The organism is Lactobacillus johnsonii (assembly GCF_013487865.1).
In the GTDB taxonomy this organism is placed as follows: domain Bacteria; phylum Bacillota; class Bacilli; order Lactobacillales; family Lactobacillaceae; genus Lactobacillus; species Lactobacillus johnsonii_A.
Window position 1 is genome coordinate 1,646,629 of the sequence record NZ_CP047409.1, and the last position, 17,671, is coordinate 1,664,299.

General features: G+C 43.7%; 4 protein-coding genes, 17 tRNA genes and 6 rRNA genes. All 27 read right to left on the reverse strand.

Going from position 1 to position 17,671, the window contains the following annotated elements; translation table 11 throughout:
* Positions 1-52: 52 nt before the first annotated feature.
* Positions 53-125 (reverse strand) — tRNA-Asn (locus tag GTO82_RS07930).
* Positions 126-138: 13 nt separating this feature from the next.
* Positions 139-255 (reverse strand): 5S ribosomal RNA (rrf, locus tag GTO82_RS07935).
* Between the two features lie 61 nt (positions 256-316).
* Positions 317-3,219 (reverse strand): 23S ribosomal RNA (locus GTO82_RS07940).
* 218 nt (positions 3,220-3,437) lie between these two features.
* Positions 3,438-5,010: ribosomal RNA gene (locus tag GTO82_RS07945) — 16S ribosomal RNA — on the reverse strand.
* A 400-nt stretch (positions 5,011-5,410) separates the two neighbouring features.
* A tRNA-Ser gene (locus GTO82_RS07950) sits at positions 5,411-5,500 on the reverse strand.
* A gap of 2 nt (positions 5,501-5,502) precedes the next feature.
* A tRNA-Ile gene (locus GTO82_RS07955) sits at positions 5,503-5,576 on the reverse strand.
* A gap of 11 nt (positions 5,577-5,587) precedes the next feature.
* A tRNA-Gly gene (locus GTO82_RS07960) sits at positions 5,588-5,658 on the reverse strand.
* 17 nt (positions 5,659-5,675) lie between these two features.
* Positions 5,676-5,748 (reverse strand) — tRNA-Phe (locus GTO82_RS07965).
* A gap of 4 nt (positions 5,749-5,752) precedes the next feature.
* A tRNA-Asp gene (locus tag GTO82_RS07970) sits at positions 5,753-5,825 on the reverse strand.
* Positions 5,826-5,828: 3 nt separating this feature from the next.
* Positions 5,829-5,902, reverse strand: a tRNA-Met gene (locus tag GTO82_RS07975).
* Positions 5,903-5,933: 31 nt separating this feature from the next.
* A tRNA-Ile gene (locus tag GTO82_RS07980) sits at positions 5,934-6,007 on the reverse strand.
* A gap of 13 nt (positions 6,008-6,020) precedes the next feature.
* Positions 6,021-6,094, reverse strand: a tRNA-Met gene (locus GTO82_RS07985).
* 30 nt (positions 6,095-6,124) lie between these two features.
* Positions 6,125-6,198: transfer RNA gene (locus GTO82_RS07990), tRNA-Pro, on the reverse strand.
* A 5-nt stretch (positions 6,199-6,203) separates the two neighbouring features.
* Positions 6,204-6,277, reverse strand: a tRNA-Arg gene (locus GTO82_RS07995).
* A gap of 9 nt (positions 6,278-6,286) precedes the next feature.
* Positions 6,287-6,372 (reverse strand) — tRNA-Leu (locus GTO82_RS08000).
* 12 nt (positions 6,373-6,384) lie between these two features.
* Positions 6,385-6,456, reverse strand: a tRNA-Gly gene (locus tag GTO82_RS08005).
* Positions 6,457-6,474: 18 nt separating this feature from the next.
* Positions 6,475-6,547, reverse strand: a tRNA-Thr gene (locus GTO82_RS08010).
* 1 nt (position 6,548) lies between these two features.
* Positions 6,549-6,633 (reverse strand) — tRNA-Leu (locus tag GTO82_RS08015).
* Between the two features lie 20 nt (positions 6,634-6,653).
* Positions 6,654-6,726 (reverse strand) — tRNA-Lys (locus GTO82_RS08020).
* 2 nt (positions 6,727-6,728) lie between these two features.
* Positions 6,729-6,801, reverse strand: a tRNA-Val gene (locus tag GTO82_RS08025).
* A gap of 5 nt (positions 6,802-6,806) precedes the next feature.
* Positions 6,807-6,923, reverse strand: a 5S ribosomal RNA gene (gene rrf / locus GTO82_RS08030).
* A gap of 61 nt (positions 6,924-6,984) precedes the next feature.
* A 23S ribosomal RNA gene (locus tag GTO82_RS08035) occupies positions 6,985-9,887 on the reverse strand.
* A 218-nt stretch (positions 9,888-10,105) separates the two neighbouring features.
* Positions 10,106-11,678 (reverse strand): 16S ribosomal RNA (locus tag GTO82_RS08040).
* The 16S, 23S and 5S rRNA genes sit together here with 17 tRNA genes alongside, the layout of an rRNA operon.
* A gap of 519 nt (positions 11,679-12,197) precedes the next feature.
* Positions 12,198-14,267: an LTA synthase family protein gene (locus tag GTO82_RS08045; protein WP_180873143.1), complete on the reverse strand. Its 2,070-nt coding sequence runs from the start codon at positions 14,265-14,267 to the stop codon at positions 12,198-12,200.
* A gap of 84 nt (positions 14,268-14,351) precedes the next feature.
* A complete protein-coding gene (locus GTO82_RS08050) occupies positions 14,352-15,368 on the reverse strand; it encodes a lysylphosphatidylglycerol synthase transmembrane domain-containing protein (RefSeq protein WP_172476434.1) in 1,017 nt (338 codons plus the stop codon).
* The gene (locus tag GTO82_RS08055) at positions 15,368-16,411 is read right to left on the reverse strand and encodes a glycosyltransferase family 4 protein (protein ID WP_180873144.1); all 1,044 of its coding nucleotides are present in this window, start codon (positions 16,409-16,411) and stop codon (positions 15,368-15,370) included. The genes GTO82_RS08050 and GTO82_RS08055 overlap by 1 nt, the downstream gene beginning before the upstream one ends.
* Positions 16,404-17,570, reverse strand: a complete 1,167-nt coding sequence (locus GTO82_RS08060; RefSeq protein ID WP_180873145.1) for a glycosyltransferase family 4 protein — start codon at positions 17,568-17,570, stop codon at positions 16,404-16,406. The genes GTO82_RS08055 and GTO82_RS08060 overlap by 8 nt, the downstream gene beginning before the upstream one ends.
* Positions 17,571-17,671 lie beyond the last annotated feature (101 nt).

A 17,671-nucleotide genomic window follows, 5' to 3' on the forward strand; every position in this document is an offset into this window, starting at 1 on the left:
AAAAAGGAAGAACAAAGATAATTCTTCATTCTTCCTTTAACTCATCACTTTACTCCGGCTGTCAGACTCGAACTGACGACAACCTGATTAACAGTCAGGTGCTCTACCAACTGAGCTAAGCCGGAATATTAAAAAAGAGCACGGCGACTGCCTACCCTCGCAGGCAGTTTCCCACCAACTACTCTCGGCGTTAAGAAGCTTAACTTCTGTGTTCGGCATGGGAACAGGTGTATCCTTCTTGCCATCGCCACCGTACTCTTTCTGAGCTTTTACACTCAAAACTGAATATAATCTCTAGCCTTTAAACCTTTGAGCTTTGGTCAAGTGCTCGACTGATTAGTACTAGTCCGCTCCACATATCGCTATGCTTCCACTCCTAGCCTATCTACCTCATCGTCTTTAAGGTGTCTTACTGCTTTCGCATCGGAAATCTCATCTTGAGGGGGGCTTCGCACTTAGATGCTTTCAGCGCTTATCCCTTCCATACATAGCTACCCAGCGATGCCTTTGGCAAGACAACTGGTACACCAGCGGTATGTCCATCCCGGTCCTCTCGTACTAAGGACAGCTCCTCTCAAATTTCCTACGCCCACGACGGATAGGGACCGAACTGTCTCACGACGTTCTGAACCCAGCTCGCGTGCCGCTTTAATGGGCGAACAGCCCAACCCTTGGGACCGACTTCAGCCCCAGGATGCGACGAGCCGACATCGAGGTGCCAAACCTCCCCGTCGATGTGAACTCTTGGGGGAGATAAGCCTGTTATCCCCAGGGTAGCTTTTATCCGTTGAGTGATGGCCTTTCCATGCAGTACCACCAGATCACTAAGCCCGACTTTCGTCCCTGCTCGAGTTGTAGCTCTCGCAGTCAAGCTCCCTTATACCTTTACACTCTGCGAATGATTTCCAACCATTCTGAGGGAACCTTTGGGCGCCTCCGTTACACTTTAGGAGGCGACCGCCCCAGTCAAACTGCCCACCTGACACTGTCCTCCAGAACGCTCAGCTCTGTGAGTTAGAGGATCCATCAAACAAGGGTAGTATCCCAACATTGCCTCCGGTAAGACTAGCGTCCTACTTTCTCTGGCTCCTACCTATCCTGTACATGTTTAACAAATACTCAATATCAAGCTACAGTAAAGCTCCATGGGGTCTTTCCGTCCTGTCGCGGGTAACCCGCATCTTCACGGGTATTATAATTTCACCGAGTCTCTCGTTGAGACAGTGCCCAAATCATTACACCTTTCGTGCAGGTCGGAACTTACCCGACAAGGAATTTCGCTACCTTAGGACCGTTATAGTTACGGCCGCCGTTTACTGGGGCTTCAATTCAAACCTTCGCTTGCGCTAAGCTCTCCTCTTAACCTTCCAGCACCGGGCAGGTGTCAGTACCTATACGTCATCTTACGATTTTGCAGATACCTGTGTTTTTGATAAACAGTTGTTTGGGCCTATTCACTGCGGCTGATATTTTACTATCAGCACCCCTTCTCCCGAAGTTACGGGGTCATTTTGCCGAGTTCCTTAACGAGAGTTCTCTCGCTCACCTGAGTGTTCTCCACTCGACTACCTGTGTCGGTTTGCGGTACGGGTAAAATTGTTCTGGCTAGAAGCTTTTCTTGGCAGTGTGACATCATGACCTTCGCTACTTTTATTTCGCTCCGCGTCACAGCTTGAAATCTAAAGACAAGCATTTGACTCATCTTTTTTCTTACTGCTTGCACATGTATTTCCAGCAACATGCGTCATTGGCCTCCTGCGTCCCTCCTTTGCTCATATCGAACAATTTCAGTACAGGAATATCTACCTGTTGTCCATCGGCTACGCCTCTCGGCCTTACCTTAGGTCCCGACTTACCCTGGGCGGACGAGCCTGCCCCAGGAAACCTTAGTCTTTCGGCGGATAGGATTCTCACCTATCTTTCGCTACTCATACCGGCATTCTCACTTCTAAGCGCTCCATTAGTCCTCTCGATCTAACTTCGCCGCACTTAGAACGCTCTCCTACCACGCATATAATATATGCATCCACAGTTTCGGTACTATGCTTAGCCCCGGTACATTTTCGGCGCAGCGTCACTCGACTAGTGAGCTATTACGCACTCTTTAAATGGTGGCTGCTTCTAAGCCAACATCCTAGTTGTCTACGCAACTCCACATCCTTTTCCACTTAGCATAGATTTGGGGACCTTAACTGGTGATCTGGGCTGTTTCCCTTTCGACTACGGATCTTATCACTCGCAGTCTGACTCCCGTGCATTGATATCTGGCATTCGGAGTTTATCTGGATTCAGTAACCCCTGACGGGCCCCTAGTCCAAACAGCGCTCTACCTCCATTATCATTCACACGAGGCTAGCCCTAAAGCTATTTCGGAGAGAACCAGCTATCTCCAAGTTCGTTTGGAATTTCACCGCTACCCACAACTCATCCCCGCGATTTTTAACTCACGTGGGTTCGGTCCTCCAGCGTGTTTTACCACGCCTTCAACCTGGTCATGGGTAGGTCACTTGGTTTCGGGTCTACGTCATGATACTCTTTCGCCCTATTCAGACTCGCTTTCGCTCCGGCTCCGTCTTTTCTGACTTAACCTTGCACCATAACGTAACTCGCCGGTTCATTCTACAAAAGGCACGCCATTACACTTTAATGTGCTCTGACTACTTGTAGGCACACGGTTTCAGGTTCTTTTTCACTCCCCTTCCGGGGTTCTTTTCACCTTTCCCTCACGGTACTGGTTCACTATCGGTCACTAGTTAGTATTTAGCCTTGCGAGATGGTCCTCGCGGTTTCAATCGGGATTCCTCGTGTCCCGACCTACTCAGGATCCTGCTAAGTCTCTCTGCAATTTCGCGTACGGGGCTTTCACCCTCTCTGGCTTATCTTTCCAGATAATTCTGCTATCACTTCAAGTACTATATCGCAGTCCTACAACCCCAACTGGCAAGCCAGCTGGTTTGGGCTCTTTCCTGTTCGCTCGCCGCTACTTGGGAAATCGATTTTTCTTTCTCTTCCTGCAGCTACTTAGATGTTTCAGTTCACTGCGTCTTCCTTCATTAACCTTAACAGTTAATGATAATACCTCACGGTATTGGGTTCCCCCATTCGGATATCTCCGGATCATTGCTTACTTACTGCTCCCCGAAGCCTTTCGTGGTTCGTCACGTCCTTCATCGGCTTCTAGTGCCAAGGCATTCACCATGCGCCCTTTTCTACTTGACCTATTTCAAGTTGAGTTTCTCTCTCTTCTCGGTCGCTCTTCAATCTGTTTTTTCGATTGTCTCGGTTTTTTGCTTTTGATTATATTCAGTTTTCAATGTACTAGCTCTTGAGGTAATACCCTCAAAACTAAACAAAGTTTCTCAGTGTGCTTCCGCTTGGCTTTCTCGATGACTTCTCTTAGTGCTCTCGCACTCTCCATCATCTTTCGCCTTCCTTAGAAAGGAGGTGATCCAGCCGCAGGTTCTCCTACGGCTACCTTGTTACGACTTCACCCTAATCATCTGTCCTACCTTAGACGGCTGACTCCTATAAAGGTTATCCCACCGGCTTTGGGTGTTACAGACTCTCATGGTGTGACGGGCGGTGTGTACAAGGCCCGGGAACGTATTCACCGCGGCGTGCTGATCCGCGATTACTAGCGATTCCAGCTTCGTGTAGGCGAGTTGCAGCCTACAGTCCGAACTGAGAACGGCTTTAAGAGATCCGCTTGCCTTCGCAGGTTCGCTTCTCGTTGTACCGTCCATTGTAGCACGTGTGTAGCCCAGGTCATAAGGGGCATGATGACTTGACGTCATCCCCACCTTCCTCCGGTTTGTCACCGGCAGTCTCATTAGAGTGCCCAACTTAATGATGGCAACTAATGACAAGGGTTGCGCTCGTTGCGGGACTTAACCCAACATCTCACGACACGAGCTGACGACAGCCATGCACCACCTGTCTCAGCGTCCCCGAAGGGAACACCTAATCTCTTAGGTTTGCACTGGATGTCAAGACCTGGTAAGGTTCTTCGCGTTGCTTCGAATTAAACCACATGCTCCACCGCTTGTGCGGGCCCCCGTCAATTCCTTTGAGTTTCAACCTTGCGGTCGTACTCCCCAGGCGGAGTGCTTAATGCGTTAGCTGCAGCACTGAGAGGCGGAAACCTCCCAACACTTAGCACTCATCGTTTACGGCATGGACTACCAGGGTATCTAATCCTGTTCGCTACCCATGCTTTCGAGCCTCAGCGTCAGTTGCAGACCAGAGAGCCGCCTTCGCCACTGGTGTTCTTCCATATATCTACGCATTCCACCGCTACACATGGAGTTCCACTCTCCTCTTCTGCACTCAAGTTCAACAGTTTCTGATGCAATTCTCCGGTTGAGCCGAAGGCTTTCACATCAGACTTATTGAACCGCCTGCACTCGCTTTACGCCCAATAAATCCGGACAACGCTTGCCACCTACGTATTACCGCGGCTGCTGGCACGTAGTTAGCCGTGACTTTCTAAGTAATTACCGTCAAATAAAGGCCAGTTACTACCTCTATCTTTCTTCACTACCAACAGAGCTTTACGAGCCGAAACCCTTCTTCACTCACGCGGCGTTGCTCCATCAGACTTTCGTCCATTGTGGAAGATTCCCTACTGCTGCCTCCCGTAGGAGTTTGGGCCGTGTCTCAGTCCCAATGTGGCCGATCAGTCTCTCAACTCGGCTATGCATCATTGCCTTGGTAAGCCGTTACCTTACCAACTAGCTAATGCACCGCAGGTCCATCCAAGAGTGATAGCAGAACCATCTTTCAAACTCTAGACATGCGTCTAGTGTTGTTATCCGGTATTAGCATCTGTTTCCAGGTGTTATCCCAGTCTCTTGGGCAGGTTACCCACGTGTTACTCACCCGTCCGCCGCTCGCTTGTATCTAGTTTCATTTAGTGCAAGCACTAAAATCATCTAGGCAAGCTCGCTCGACTTGCATGTATTAGGCACGCCGCCAGCGTTCGTCCTGAGCCAGGATCAAACTCTCATTTTCCTTTTGAAAATGAGCTTTTTATCGTTTAGCTCTAAAACTTTCTTTGAGTTATCTCAAATTTATTGCTTACGAATTGACTTCGCTTTTGTTTGGGATTTTTATATCCCGCACACTTTCAGCGAAACTTTGTTCAGTTTTCAAGGTACTACCGTTGTCATGTGACAACTTTTATATTATATCATGTCTTTTAAGCTTTGACAAGAACTTTTTTTAATTTTCTCATCTCTCTCAAATGACAGCTTTATAATATTATCATCTTTTGCTCGCTTTGGCAAACTTTTTTTGAACTTTTTTATTCGCTCTTTTCGCTTGCCTCAAACAGCATGTATTACTTTACAGATTTTAATCAAAGGAAAATAAAATGCCTCATTAAGGTAGTTAATGAAGCATATCTGTAAAGCGGAGATTGAGAGATTCGAACCCTCGCGCCGGTATAAACCGACCTACACCCTTAGCAGGGGCGCCTCTTCAGCCACTTGAGTAAATCTCCAATGGGCCTAAATGGACTTGAACCATCGACCTCACGCTTATCAGGCGTGCGCTCTAACCAGCTGAGCTATAGGCCCCTTTCCTTTGAAGCGGGTAACGAGAATCGGACTCGCGACTAAAGCTTGGAAGGCTTTCGTTTTACCACTAAACTATACCCGCAACTTCTTGCTTCCTAATGGCGCGAGACGGAATCGAACCGCCGACACAAGGAGCTTCAATCCTTTGCTCTACCAACTGAGCTATCGAGCCATTACGGTCCCTACCGGATTCGGACCGGTGATCTCCTCCGTGACAGGGAGGCGTGATAACCCCTACACCAAGGGACCATATTGCGGGAACAGGATTTGAACCTATGACCTTCGGGTTATGAGCCCGACGAGCTACCAGACTGCTCCATCCCGCGATGTTTTTATATAAAAAAAGCCAAGATCCTATGGACCTTGTAGGACTCGAACCTACGACCCGACGGTTATGAGCCGTCTGCTCTAACCAACTGAGCTAAAGGTCCAAGCTTACCTCTATAGCGGCGGGGGGGATCGAACCCTCGACCTCCCGGGTATGAACCGGACGCTCTAGCCAGCTGAGCTACACCGCCATCTGTAACTTCCTTCTTATTAAGCTACAATCGGGAAGACAGGATTCGAACCTGCGACCCCCTGGTCCCAAACCAGGTGCTCTACCAAACTGAGCCACTTCCCGAAGTGTGCACCCTGAAGGATTTGAACCTTCAACCTTCTGATTCGTAGTCAGACACTCTATCCAGTTGCGCTAAGGGTGCATCATTATATGCCGAGGACCGGAATCGAACCGGTACGGTTGTCACCAACCGCGGGATTTTAAGTCCCGTGCGTCTGCCAGTTCCGCCACCCCGGCATGATAATGATAAGCGGAAGACGGGATTCGAACCCGCGACCCCCACCATGGCAAGGTGGTGTTCTACCACTGAACTACTTCCGCATTTTTATTCAATTTTTATGCCGATTAAAGGACTCGAACCTTCGACCCCCTGTTTACAAGACAGATGCTCTACCAACTGAGCTAAATCGGCATGGTACGGGTGGTGGGACTTGAACCCACACGTCCGAAAACACTAGAACCTAAATCTAGCGCGTCTGCCAATTCCGCCACACCCGCTTGAGTTTTTTCTGGGCCAATGAGTCGTGGCAGGCTCGAACTGCCGACCCTCTGATTAAAAGTCAGATGCTCTACCAACTGAGCTAACGACTCAATGGAGGATACAGGGCTCGAACCTGTGACCTCCTGCTTGTAAGGCAGATGCTCTCCCAGCTGAGCTAATCCTCCATTTAGCACGGCGACTGCCTACCCTCGCAGGCAGTTTCCCACCAACTACTCTCGGCGTTAAGAAGCTTAACTTCTGTGTTCGGCATGGGAACAGGTGTATCCTTCTTGCCATCGCCACCGTACTCTTTCTGAGCTTTTACACTCAAAACTGAATATAATCTCTAGCCTTTAAACCTTTGAGCTTTGGTCAAGTGCTCGACTGATTAGTACTAGTCCGCTCCACATATCGCTATGCTTCCACTCCTAGCCTATCTACCTCATCGTCTTTAAGGTGTCTTACTGCTTTCGCATCGGAAATCTCATCTTGAGGGGGGCTTCGCACTTAGATGCTTTCAGCGCTTATCCCTTCCATACATAGCTACCCAGCGATGCCTTTGGCAAGACAACTGGTACACCAGCGGTATGTCCATCCCGGTCCTCTCGTACTAAGGACAGCTCCTCTCAAATTTCCTACGCCCACGACGGATAGGGACCGAACTGTCTCACGACGTTCTGAACCCAGCTCGCGTGCCGCTTTAATGGGCGAACAGCCCAACCCTTGGGACCGACTTCAGCCCCAGGATGCGACGAGCCGACATCGAGGTGCCAAACCTCCCCGTCGATGTGAACTCTTGGGGGAGATAAGCCTGTTATCCCCAGGGTAGCTTTTATCCGTTGAGTGATGGCCTTTCCATGCAGTACCACCAGATCACTAAGCCCGACTTTCGTCCCTGCTCGAGTTGTAGCTCTCGCAGTCAAGCTCCCTTATACCTTTACACTCTGCGAATGATTTCCAACCATTCTGAGGGAACCTTTGGGCGCCTCCGTTACACTTTAGGAGGCGACCGCCCCAGTCAAACTGCCCACCTGACACTGTCCTCCAGAACGCTCAGCTCTGTGAGTTAGAGGATCCATCAAACAAGGGTAGTATCCCAACATTGCCTCCGGTAAGACTAGCGTCCTACTTTCTCTGGCTCCTACCTATCCTGTACATGTTTAACAAATACTCAATATCAAGCTACAGTAAAGCTCCATGGGGTCTTTCCGTCCTGTCGCGGGTAACCCGCATCTTCACGGGTATTATAATTTCACCGAGTCTCTCGTTGAGACAGTGCCCAAATCATTACACCTTTCGTGCAGGTCGGAACTTACCCGACAAGGAATTTCGCTACCTTAGGACCGTTATAGTTACGGCCGCCGTTTACTGGGGCTTCAATTCAAACCTTCGCTTGCGCTAAGCTCTCCTCTTAACCTTCCAGCACCGGGCAGGTGTCAGTACCTATACGTCATCTTACGATTTTGCAGATACCTGTGTTTTTGATAAACAGTTGTTTGGGCCTATTCACTGCGGCTGATATTTTACTATCAGCACCCCTTCTCCCGAAGTTACGGGGTCATTTTGCCGAGTTCCTTAACGAGAGTTCTCTCGCTCACCTGAGTGTTCTCCACTCGACTACCTGTGTCGGTTTGCGGTACGGGTAAAATTGTTCTGGCTAGAAGCTTTTCTTGGCAGTGTGACATCATGACCTTCGCTACTTTTATTTCGCTCCGCGTCACAGCTTGAAATCTAAAGACAAGCATTTGACTCATCTTTTTTCTTACTGCTTGCACATGTATTTCCAGCAACATGCGTCATTAGCCTCCTGCGTCCCTCCTTTGCTCATATCGAACAATTTCAGTACAGGAATATCTACCTGTTGTCCATCGGCTACGCCTCTCGGCCTTACCTTAGGTCCCGACTTACCCTGGGCGGACGAGCCTGCCCCAGGAAACCTTAGTCTTTCGGCGGATAGGATTCTCACCTATCTTTCGCTACTCATACCGGCATTCTCACTTCTAAGCGCTCCATTAGTCCTCTCGATCTAACTTCGCCGCACTTAGAACGCTCTCCTACCACGCATATAATATATGCATCCACAGTTTCGGTACTATGCTTAGCCCCGGTACATTTTCGGCGCAGCGTCACTCGACTAGTGAGCTATTACGCACTCTTTAAATGGTGGCTGCTTCTAAGCCAACATCCTAGTTGTCTACGCAACTCCACATCCTTTTCCACTTAGCATAGATTTGGGGACCTTAACTGGTGATCTGGGCTGTTTCCCTTTCGACTACGGATCTTATCACTCGCAGTCTGACTCCCGTGCATTGATATCTGGCATTCGGAGTTTATCTGGATTCAGTAACCCCTGACGGGCCCCTAGTCCAAACAGCGCTCTACCTCCATTATCATTCACACGAGGCTAGCCCTAAAGCTATTTCGGAGAGAACCAGCTATCTCCAAGTTCGTTTGGAATTTCACCGCTACCCACAACTCATCCCCGCGATTTTTAACTCACGTGGGTTCGGTCCTCCAGCGTGTTTTACCACGCCTTCAACCTGGTCATGGGTAGGTCACTTGGTTTCGGGTCTACGTCATGATACTCTTTCGCCCTATTCAGACTCGCTTTCGCTCCGGCTCCGTCTTTTCTGACTTAACCTTGCACCATAACGTAACTCGCCGGTTCATTCTACAAAAGGCACGCCATTACACTTTAATGTGCTCTGACTACTTGTAGGCACACGGTTTCAGGTTCTTTTTCACTCCCCTTCCGGGGTTCTTTTCACCTTTCCCTCACGGTACTGGTTCACTATCGGTCACTAGTTAGTATTTAGCCTTGCGAGATGGTCCTCGCGGTTTCAATCGGGATTCCTCGTGTCCCGACCTACTCAGGATCCTGCTAAGTCTCTCTGCAATTTCGCGTACGGGGCTTTCACCCTCTCTGGCTTATCTTTCCAGATAATTCTGCTATCACTTCAAGTACTATATCGCAGTCCTACAACCCCAACTGGCAAGCCAGCTGGTTTGGGCTCTTTCCTGTTCGCTCGCCGCTACTTGGGAAATCGATTTTTCTTTCTCTTCCTGCAGCTACTTAGATGTTTCAGTTCACTGCGTCTTCCTTCATTAACCTTAACAGTTAATGATAATACCTCACGGTATTGGGTTCCCCCATTCGGATATCTCCGGATCATTGCTTACTTACTGCTCCCCGAAGCCTTTCGTGGTTCGTCACGTCCTTCATCGGCTTCTAGTGCCAAGGCATTCACCATGCGCCCTTTTCTACTTGACCTATTTCAAGTTGAGTTTCTCTCTCTTCTCGGTCGCTCTTCAATCTGTTTTTTCGATTGTCTCGGTTTTTTGCTTTTGATTATATTCAGTTTTCAATGTACTAGCTCTTGAGGTAATACCCTCAAAACTAAACAAAGTTTCTCAGTGTGCTTCCGCTTGGCTTTCTCGATGACTTCTCTTAGTGCTCTCGCACTCTCCATCATCTTTCGCCTTCCTTAGAAAGGAGGTGATCCAGCCGCAGGTTCTCCTACGGCTACCTTGTTACGACTTCACCCTAATCATCTGTCCTACCTTAGACGGCTGACTCCTATAAAGGTTATCCCACCGGCTTTGGGTGTTACAGACTCTCATGGTGTGACGGGCGGTGTGTACAAGGCCCGGGAACGTATTCACCGCGGCGTGCTGATCCGCGATTACTAGCGATTCCAGCTTCGTGTAGGCGAGTTGCAGCCTACAGTCCGAACTGAGAACGGCTTTAAGAGATCCGCTTGCCTTCGCAGGTTCGCTTCTCGTTGTACCGTCCATTGTAGCACGTGTGTAGCCCAGGTCATAAGGGGCATGATGACTTGACGTCATCCCCACCTTCCTCCGGTTTGTCACCGGCAGTCTCATTAGAGTGCCCAACTTAATGATGGCAACTAATGACAAGGGTTGCGCTCGTTGCGGGACTTAACCCAACATCTCACGACACGAGCTGACGACAGCCATGCACCACCTGTCTCAGCGTCCCCGAAGGGAACACCTAATCTCTTAGGTTTGCACTGGATGTCAAGACCTGGTAAGGTTCTTCGCGTTGCTTCGAATTAAACCACATGCTCCACCGCTTGTGCGGGCCCCCGTCAATTCCTTTGAGTTTCAACCTTGCGGTCGTACTCCCCAGGCGGAGTGCTTAATGCGTTAGCTGCAGCACTGAGAGGCGGAAACCTCCCAACACTTAGCACTCATCGTTTACGGCATGGACTACCAGGGTATCTAATCCTGTTCGCTACCCATGCTTTCGAGCCTCAGCGTCAGTTGCAGACCAGAGAGCCGCCTTCGCCACTGGTGTTCTTCCATATATCTACGCATTCCACCGCTACACATGGAGTTCCACTCTCCTCTTCTGCACTCAAGTTCAACAGTTTCTGATGCAATTCTCCGGTTGAGCCGAAGGCTTTCACATCAGACTTATTGAACCGCCTGCACTCGCTTTACGCCCAATAAATCCGGACAACGCTTGCCACCTACGTATTACCGCGGCTGCTGGCACGTAGTTAGCCGTGACTTTCTAAGTAATTACCGTCAAATAAAGGCCAGTTACTACCTCTATCTTTCTTCACTACCAACAGAGCTTTACGAGCCGAAACCCTTCTTCACTCACGCGGCGTTGCTCCATCAGACTTTCGTCCATTGTGGAAGATTCCCTACTGCTGCCTCCCGTAGGAGTTTGGGCCGTGTCTCAGTCCCAATGTGGCCGATCAGTCTCTCAACTCGGCTATGCATCATTGCCTTGGTAAGCCGTTACCTTACCAACTAGCTAATGCACCGCAGGTCCATCCAAGAGTGATAGCAGAACCATCTTTCAAACTCTAGACATGCGTCTAGTGTTGTTATCCGGTATTAGCATCTGTTTCCAGGTGTTATCCCAGTCTCTTGGGCAGGTTACCCACGTGTTACTCACCCGTCCGCCGCTCGCTTGTATCTAGTTTCATTTAGTGCAAGCACTAAAATCATCTAGGCAAGCTCGCTCGACTTGCATGTATTAGGCACGCCGCCAGCGTTCGTCCTGAGCCAGGATCAAACTCTCATTTTCCTTTTGAAAATGAGCTTTTTATCGTTTAGCTCTAAAACTTTCTTTGAGTTATCTCAAATTTATTGCTTACGAATTGACTTCGCTTTTGTTTGGGATTTTTATATCCCGCACACTTTCAGCGAAACTTTGTTCAGTTTTCAAGGTACTACCGTTGTCATGTGACAACTTTTATATTATATCATGTCTTTTAAGCTTTGACAAGAACTTTTTTTAATTTTCTCATCTCTCTCAAATGACAGCTTTATAATATTATCATCTTTTGCTCGCTTTGGCAAACTTTTTTTGAACTTTTTTATTCGCTCTTTTCGCTTGCCTCAAACAGCATGTATTACTTTACAGGCTTTTTCACTTTTCGTCAACATGGTTTTGAATAAAAATATATATTGCGAATATTCATTTAATTAATAATTTAATTGTTCAGATTTATCATTTTTCATTCCTATTTTAATTGAGATTTAAGTCTTAAAATTCGGATATAAAAAAATTGTGTTAAGTATAATCACTTAACACAATTTTTAATTATCTTTTCAATTCTGGGGCATCTGTCTTGAAATCACTTTGAGTTGTCTTTTTGCCATTCTGATACCAGACACTATTCTTACTCTTCTTCTCAGCCTTTTTCAATCGTTTTAATGAATCAGATTTCTTATATGAATAATTTTTTCTCTTCACATATTCAAATCCATCTGGCTTATAGAAGCGCAAAAGATTTCCTGTAATTACTCGGTCTGATAAGGAGAGCTCGGTCGTTACTGTATTAGAAATGGATGCTAATTGGGCCTTTACTTTCTTGCTTGGATGAGTTATTCGCTTTCCTGATTGCGTGTAGTAATAACTTCCTTCTACTTTACTATATTTTGGAGTAATAAAGTCACCATTTCGCTGGGCAACAATCTGTGGAGCATTTTTAGCCAAAAGACTATGTCCAAACTGAATCATATTTTGGTCATTAATTCCTAATAAATTAAATAAGGTTGGTCTAACGTCAATCTCGCCACCATAGGTATGATTAATACCACCCTTAAGTCCAGGCATGTGGAACATTAATGGTACCCGTTGGAATTGGAGATTATCAAAATTATTAAAGCTATCTTTATCCAATAATTGGGCAGACGCCTTATGGTGATTTCCAGAAATTCCGTAGTGATCTCCATAAAGCATAATTAGAGTATTCTTCTCTAAACCAGATTTCTTCAGATAGCTCATCAATTCTCCAATTGCTTGATCAAGATAATGAGCAGTTTGAACATATCCATCTACTGTTTTATCACCCGTATCAGTTTTATCAATGGATTGATTTTTTTTATCTAAATCATATGGATAGTGGTTCGTTACCGTAATCATCTTTAAATAAAATGGCTGTGGTAAATGCTCCATATATTTAATCGACTGATCAAAGAAAAGCTTATCTTTAATTCCATATCCTAAGTAATATCCTTTTTTATTTTGATAATAAGATAAAGGCATGAAATAATCGTAGCCAAAAGACTTATAAGCATTATCACGATTCCAGAATGAACCTGCCCCACCATGCATAACTGCACTAGTGTAGCCAGCCTTTTGACCTAGTATAGCTGGAGCACTTTCAAAAGTGTTAGATGTTCCATAACTTGACATAGCAGATCCTGATTGTAAACCAAAAATAGAGTTTTCTAGCATCATTTCAGCATCGGAAGTCTTACCCTGTCCTACTTGATTAAAGAAATTATCAAAACTAATAGTATCGTTAGCATGATATAACTTATTCAAGTTAGGGGTAACTTCTTTTCCATGCCACTTATAATCAATTAAAAATTGCTGGAAACTCTCTAAGTGGATTACCAATACATTCTTATTCTTTGCCACGCCATAATATTCCGGATTAGGGGCAATATAATTTTTCTTGATATACGACTGAACAGTTTTTAGATCACTATGGTTTGCTTTAGCCATAATTGCATTATTTTGAGCTGTCTTTACTCCATCGTATACTGCAAAAGCATTCAATCCTAAATATTTGACAATATAGTTATTATCAAAAGTTCTAGTCAATAAACCAGAACGATCCTTTTGTGCCATAGTTAAATTAGTACCGATCAATACTACAGCTAAGCCTTCAATTAAAAGTGAAACCTTTAATTTTAGACGTCGAACATCAATTTTAAAAACTTTAAGAGCTATTAGTAGAACAATGATAACTACATCTAAAAATACTAAAAAATCTGTTCCTTTTGTGATGCCCGCAATACTTTTTCCTAAATTATCAGAAGTAGATCCGGATGTTTTAATGATAGAAGTAGATAAAAAATCAGAAAATTCTCGATAATATAATATATTTGAAAATAGCCAAAGAGATAAAAGAAAATCAATTATGACCATAATCCAGTAGGATTTCCTACCCTTAAAAAATAAACCAATTCCAATTAATAAAATAGCAGTTGGCAGTGGATTTATCAGTAGCAAAAAATTTTGCATTGAGCCCACTACACCTAAATTAAACTTTGTTATATAGGTTAAATATGTTTTTATCCAAAAAAATACAACAACTACAGTGAAAAAGCCTAATTTAGTTTTAGTTAACCAATTATATGATGCTTTTAGGCGTCCCATCTAAGTCCTCCTCAACTTTGTTCTTTCATGATATTACTACTAAAAAATGGTTTTGATAAATTAAAATAGCAAATTTAAGGAATTTTAATGACTTTTTACTTTCTTGGGCTTAAAGAGCCAACCGAATATCCCTAAAATCATTCCAAAAAAGTAGGTAGTAAAACGCCATAAGAACATCCCTAGAGTCAACAAAATATTTGAATGAATAAAAGTAGAAAACAATGTCTGAAAACTAAATTCTGCTCCACCAGATGCTCCTGGAATTGGAACAATTGCCATAAACATAATAATCATAATGTTCATCTGTGTAACGTCTAACCAAGAAGGTGTTAAATTTAACGCTAACAAGATCAAGTACGGAATTGAATAGAAACATAGAAGTTGACCAATAGTCAAAATACTGGCCCCTAATAATTTTTTCTTTTCACGTTTTAAATTCTGTCCTTCTGCATAGAAAGTCTCAATTTTCTCCATCGTATTCTTACGCCATTTTTCAACAGTATTTTTGTTCATAAATTTTTCCAGTAAATCCATGACCCAATTAGTAGTATTTTTTGTCCATCGATATGCAAACATAATTGCTAATAGAAAAATTATGGAACTTACATGAAGAATAAAACCAATTAAAATAAACAAGGCCAATCCTGAAAATTTGGTCACTACCATATGAAAACCAAAAATAATTGTCGATACGTACGCAAATAAAACGCAAATTTGATAAATTATAAATTTCATTAACAGAATAGATGTCGCCCGTCCACCTTCTATTCCCATCTGAATCATGGCTACTAACTGAGAAGGTTGACCACCGGTAGACAATGGCGTTATCGCATTAAATAAAGCTTGAATAATTGGAATTCTAAAAAAAGACCATGCCGAGCGATGTGGATCTCCCTTTTTATGCTCTAAAATCCAAATAATAGCAGCTTCACAAACATATGACAAAACCATTACCAACAAAACTAACAGCAAGAAAGTTAAATTTAATTTTTTACTTGCTTCCCATAATGCCTTAATTGGTGTTTTCCGTAATTCCTGCCAAATAACAAAGCCACTAATTAAAAGAACAATCAGCATCCCTATAAAATGTTTTTTGTTCATTACTTGATTTGCCCTAACTTTCTACCAATTTCATATTGTTCCATGTAAAAGTCATGCCATATTTTAGCAAGATGATCTTCAGAATATTCTTGACTGGCTTGAGCAGATAAATCTTGATACCTCTTTAATTTTTTAGGATTTGATACTACGGATTTAATTTGAGCATTTAACTCAATAAAATCCTTACCTTTCATATAGTATCCGTCAATAATAGCTTGATATAAATCCAAATCACGTAATAAAACAGGAGTATTACATGAAAAAGCTTCTAAAACTGACATTGGAAATAATTCATCAAAAGATGGGAGTAAAAACAAGTCAGCAATGTTTAAATAGCTAACTAATTCTTCTCGTGGCACAATACCAGTAAATTTCAAATTTTTTGGAGGATTATCAATTAACTTCTTAAAATGAGCATATCCATCCGTCATTTTACCGAATGAGAATCCACCAGCCCAAATAAATTGAATATCCGGATTGGCTTCTGCTAACTTCGCAAAGTCATCCACACCTTTTCTTTCTTGAACTTGTCCATCTCCAACAATTACAAACTTATCTAACGGAATATGCAATTTATTCCTAAAGGCATTTTTTTGTACTTGACTTTGCTCATAAAATTCACTTTTTGCTACAAAATTAGGAATATATTTTACCTTTTTTTCGCTAATTCCATACTTCACCAATTTGTCAATGAAGATTGGATTAACTACTACTATCTGATCCATTCTTTTATAAAAATCAATAACGTACTTATAAAAGATACTTTTTGCTGGTTCAGGGAGCTTAACAGATCCTTCTAATGTTTCCGGCAGAAAATGCACATATCCAATTTTTCTTCCACGACTAGGTAAAAAACTGTTAGCAAAATAAGTAGGATTGATAGTGTGGTAATGAGTTAAATCACTTGCTCCATATTTATTAACCGTTACATAAAAATCTTCTACTAAGCGGGTTCTAAGTAAGCGCACTAGTTCTTTGTAAGCCGATCCCACACCCTGTCCCTGAACTGAATCAGCCTGGGAAAACATATTAATTCTAATCATAATTTACCTCAGTTGTTTGTTTGTTCTGGATTGCATCCTGATAAAAACCTTCTATTTTATGTGCAAAAGTAGCTGCTGATACATCCACTAATTTATTTTTCTTTATATCTTCAGGAATCGTAAATTGATTTTCTTTTAGATAGCCAAGAATCTCACTTTTCATTTCATCCTTTGTTTTAAAAGTACAACCCAATTCTTTATTATCAAAAACATTCTCTGTGTAATCGGTACTATACACTACACTTTTTGTTCCAGCGGCTAATGCCTCAATATAGGTTAACCCTTGCGTTTCAGTATCACTTGCAGATACGAATAAGTCAGCCATACGATAATAATTTCCAACATCACTATGTTCGACACTACCTGCAAAAGTTACATAGTCTTCTAAAGAAAGTCGAGCAACTTGATCTTTTAGCGGCTGTACATCAGGACCATCGCCGGCAATTACAAACTTTACGTTAGGCTCTTTTTCCAAAATCTCAGGTAAAACATCTAAGATTTGATCTATTTTCTTTTCAGCTGCTACCCTACTTAGTGTAAGAATAACTTTATCTTTTGAATTGAGTCCCAATTCCTTTCGAACATCGCGACGAGGATTTTCATTGATAGCTGTTAAATCAACCCCTGTGGGAATAATACGCATTGGAATTGTAACTCCATACCGCTTCAATGTTTCTTTTACACGCTGACTTGGTGCCACTACCCCATCCATCTTATGTAGATAAGCCTTCGTAATTTGTTTAACATGATATGGCTTCAATAGATGTCCATTTAACACATAATGTAAATAATCTTCATACATAGTATGGTAAGTATGAATAGCGGGAATATCTAACGAATGCGCAACGTATTTTCCAATCATGCCCATTGCAAACTCAGTTTGAGTATGAACAATGTCTAATTTTACTTCTTTAGCAATTTTTGTCGCCTGAAATAAACCTCTAACTGCAATCCTTCTATCTGTAAAAGATACAAAAGGTACACTGCTAACTCTGAAAATATTTGGCTCAATAGTCCCCTTTCCTAAATGAGGATCAGTTGTAGTAAAAATGAAGACAGAATGTCCATCCGCTTCAAGAGAATTTTTTAAAGTTTGAATTGAAGTTGCGACCCCAGAAAGCTGAGGAAAATAAGTATCGGTAAATAACCCAATATTCATATAAAAATACCTCCATTAAAGAACATTATAAAGTTAGTAGAAAGGAGTTGCAATTTTGGATAAAAAAAAGACGTGAGAATTAACTCACGTCTTTTTGCCAG

Bases quoted from the DNA above. Each gene is read 5' to 3' on its own strand.
- GTO82_RS08045 (WP_180873143.1), bottom strand. From the start codon at position 14,267: ATGGGACGCCTAAAAGCATCATATAATTGGTTAACTAAAACTAAATTA.
- GTO82_RS08050 (WP_172476434.1), bottom strand. From the start codon at position 15,368: ATGAACAAAAAACATTTTATAGGGATGCTGATTGTTCTTTTAATTAGT.
- GTO82_RS08055 (WP_180873144.1), bottom strand. From the start codon at position 16,411: ATGATTAGAATTAATATGTTTTCCCAGGCTGATTCAGTTCAGGGACAG.
- GTO82_RS08060 (WP_180873145.1), bottom strand. From the start codon at position 17,570: ATGAATATTGGGTTATTTACCGATACTTATTTTCCTCAGCTTTCTGGG.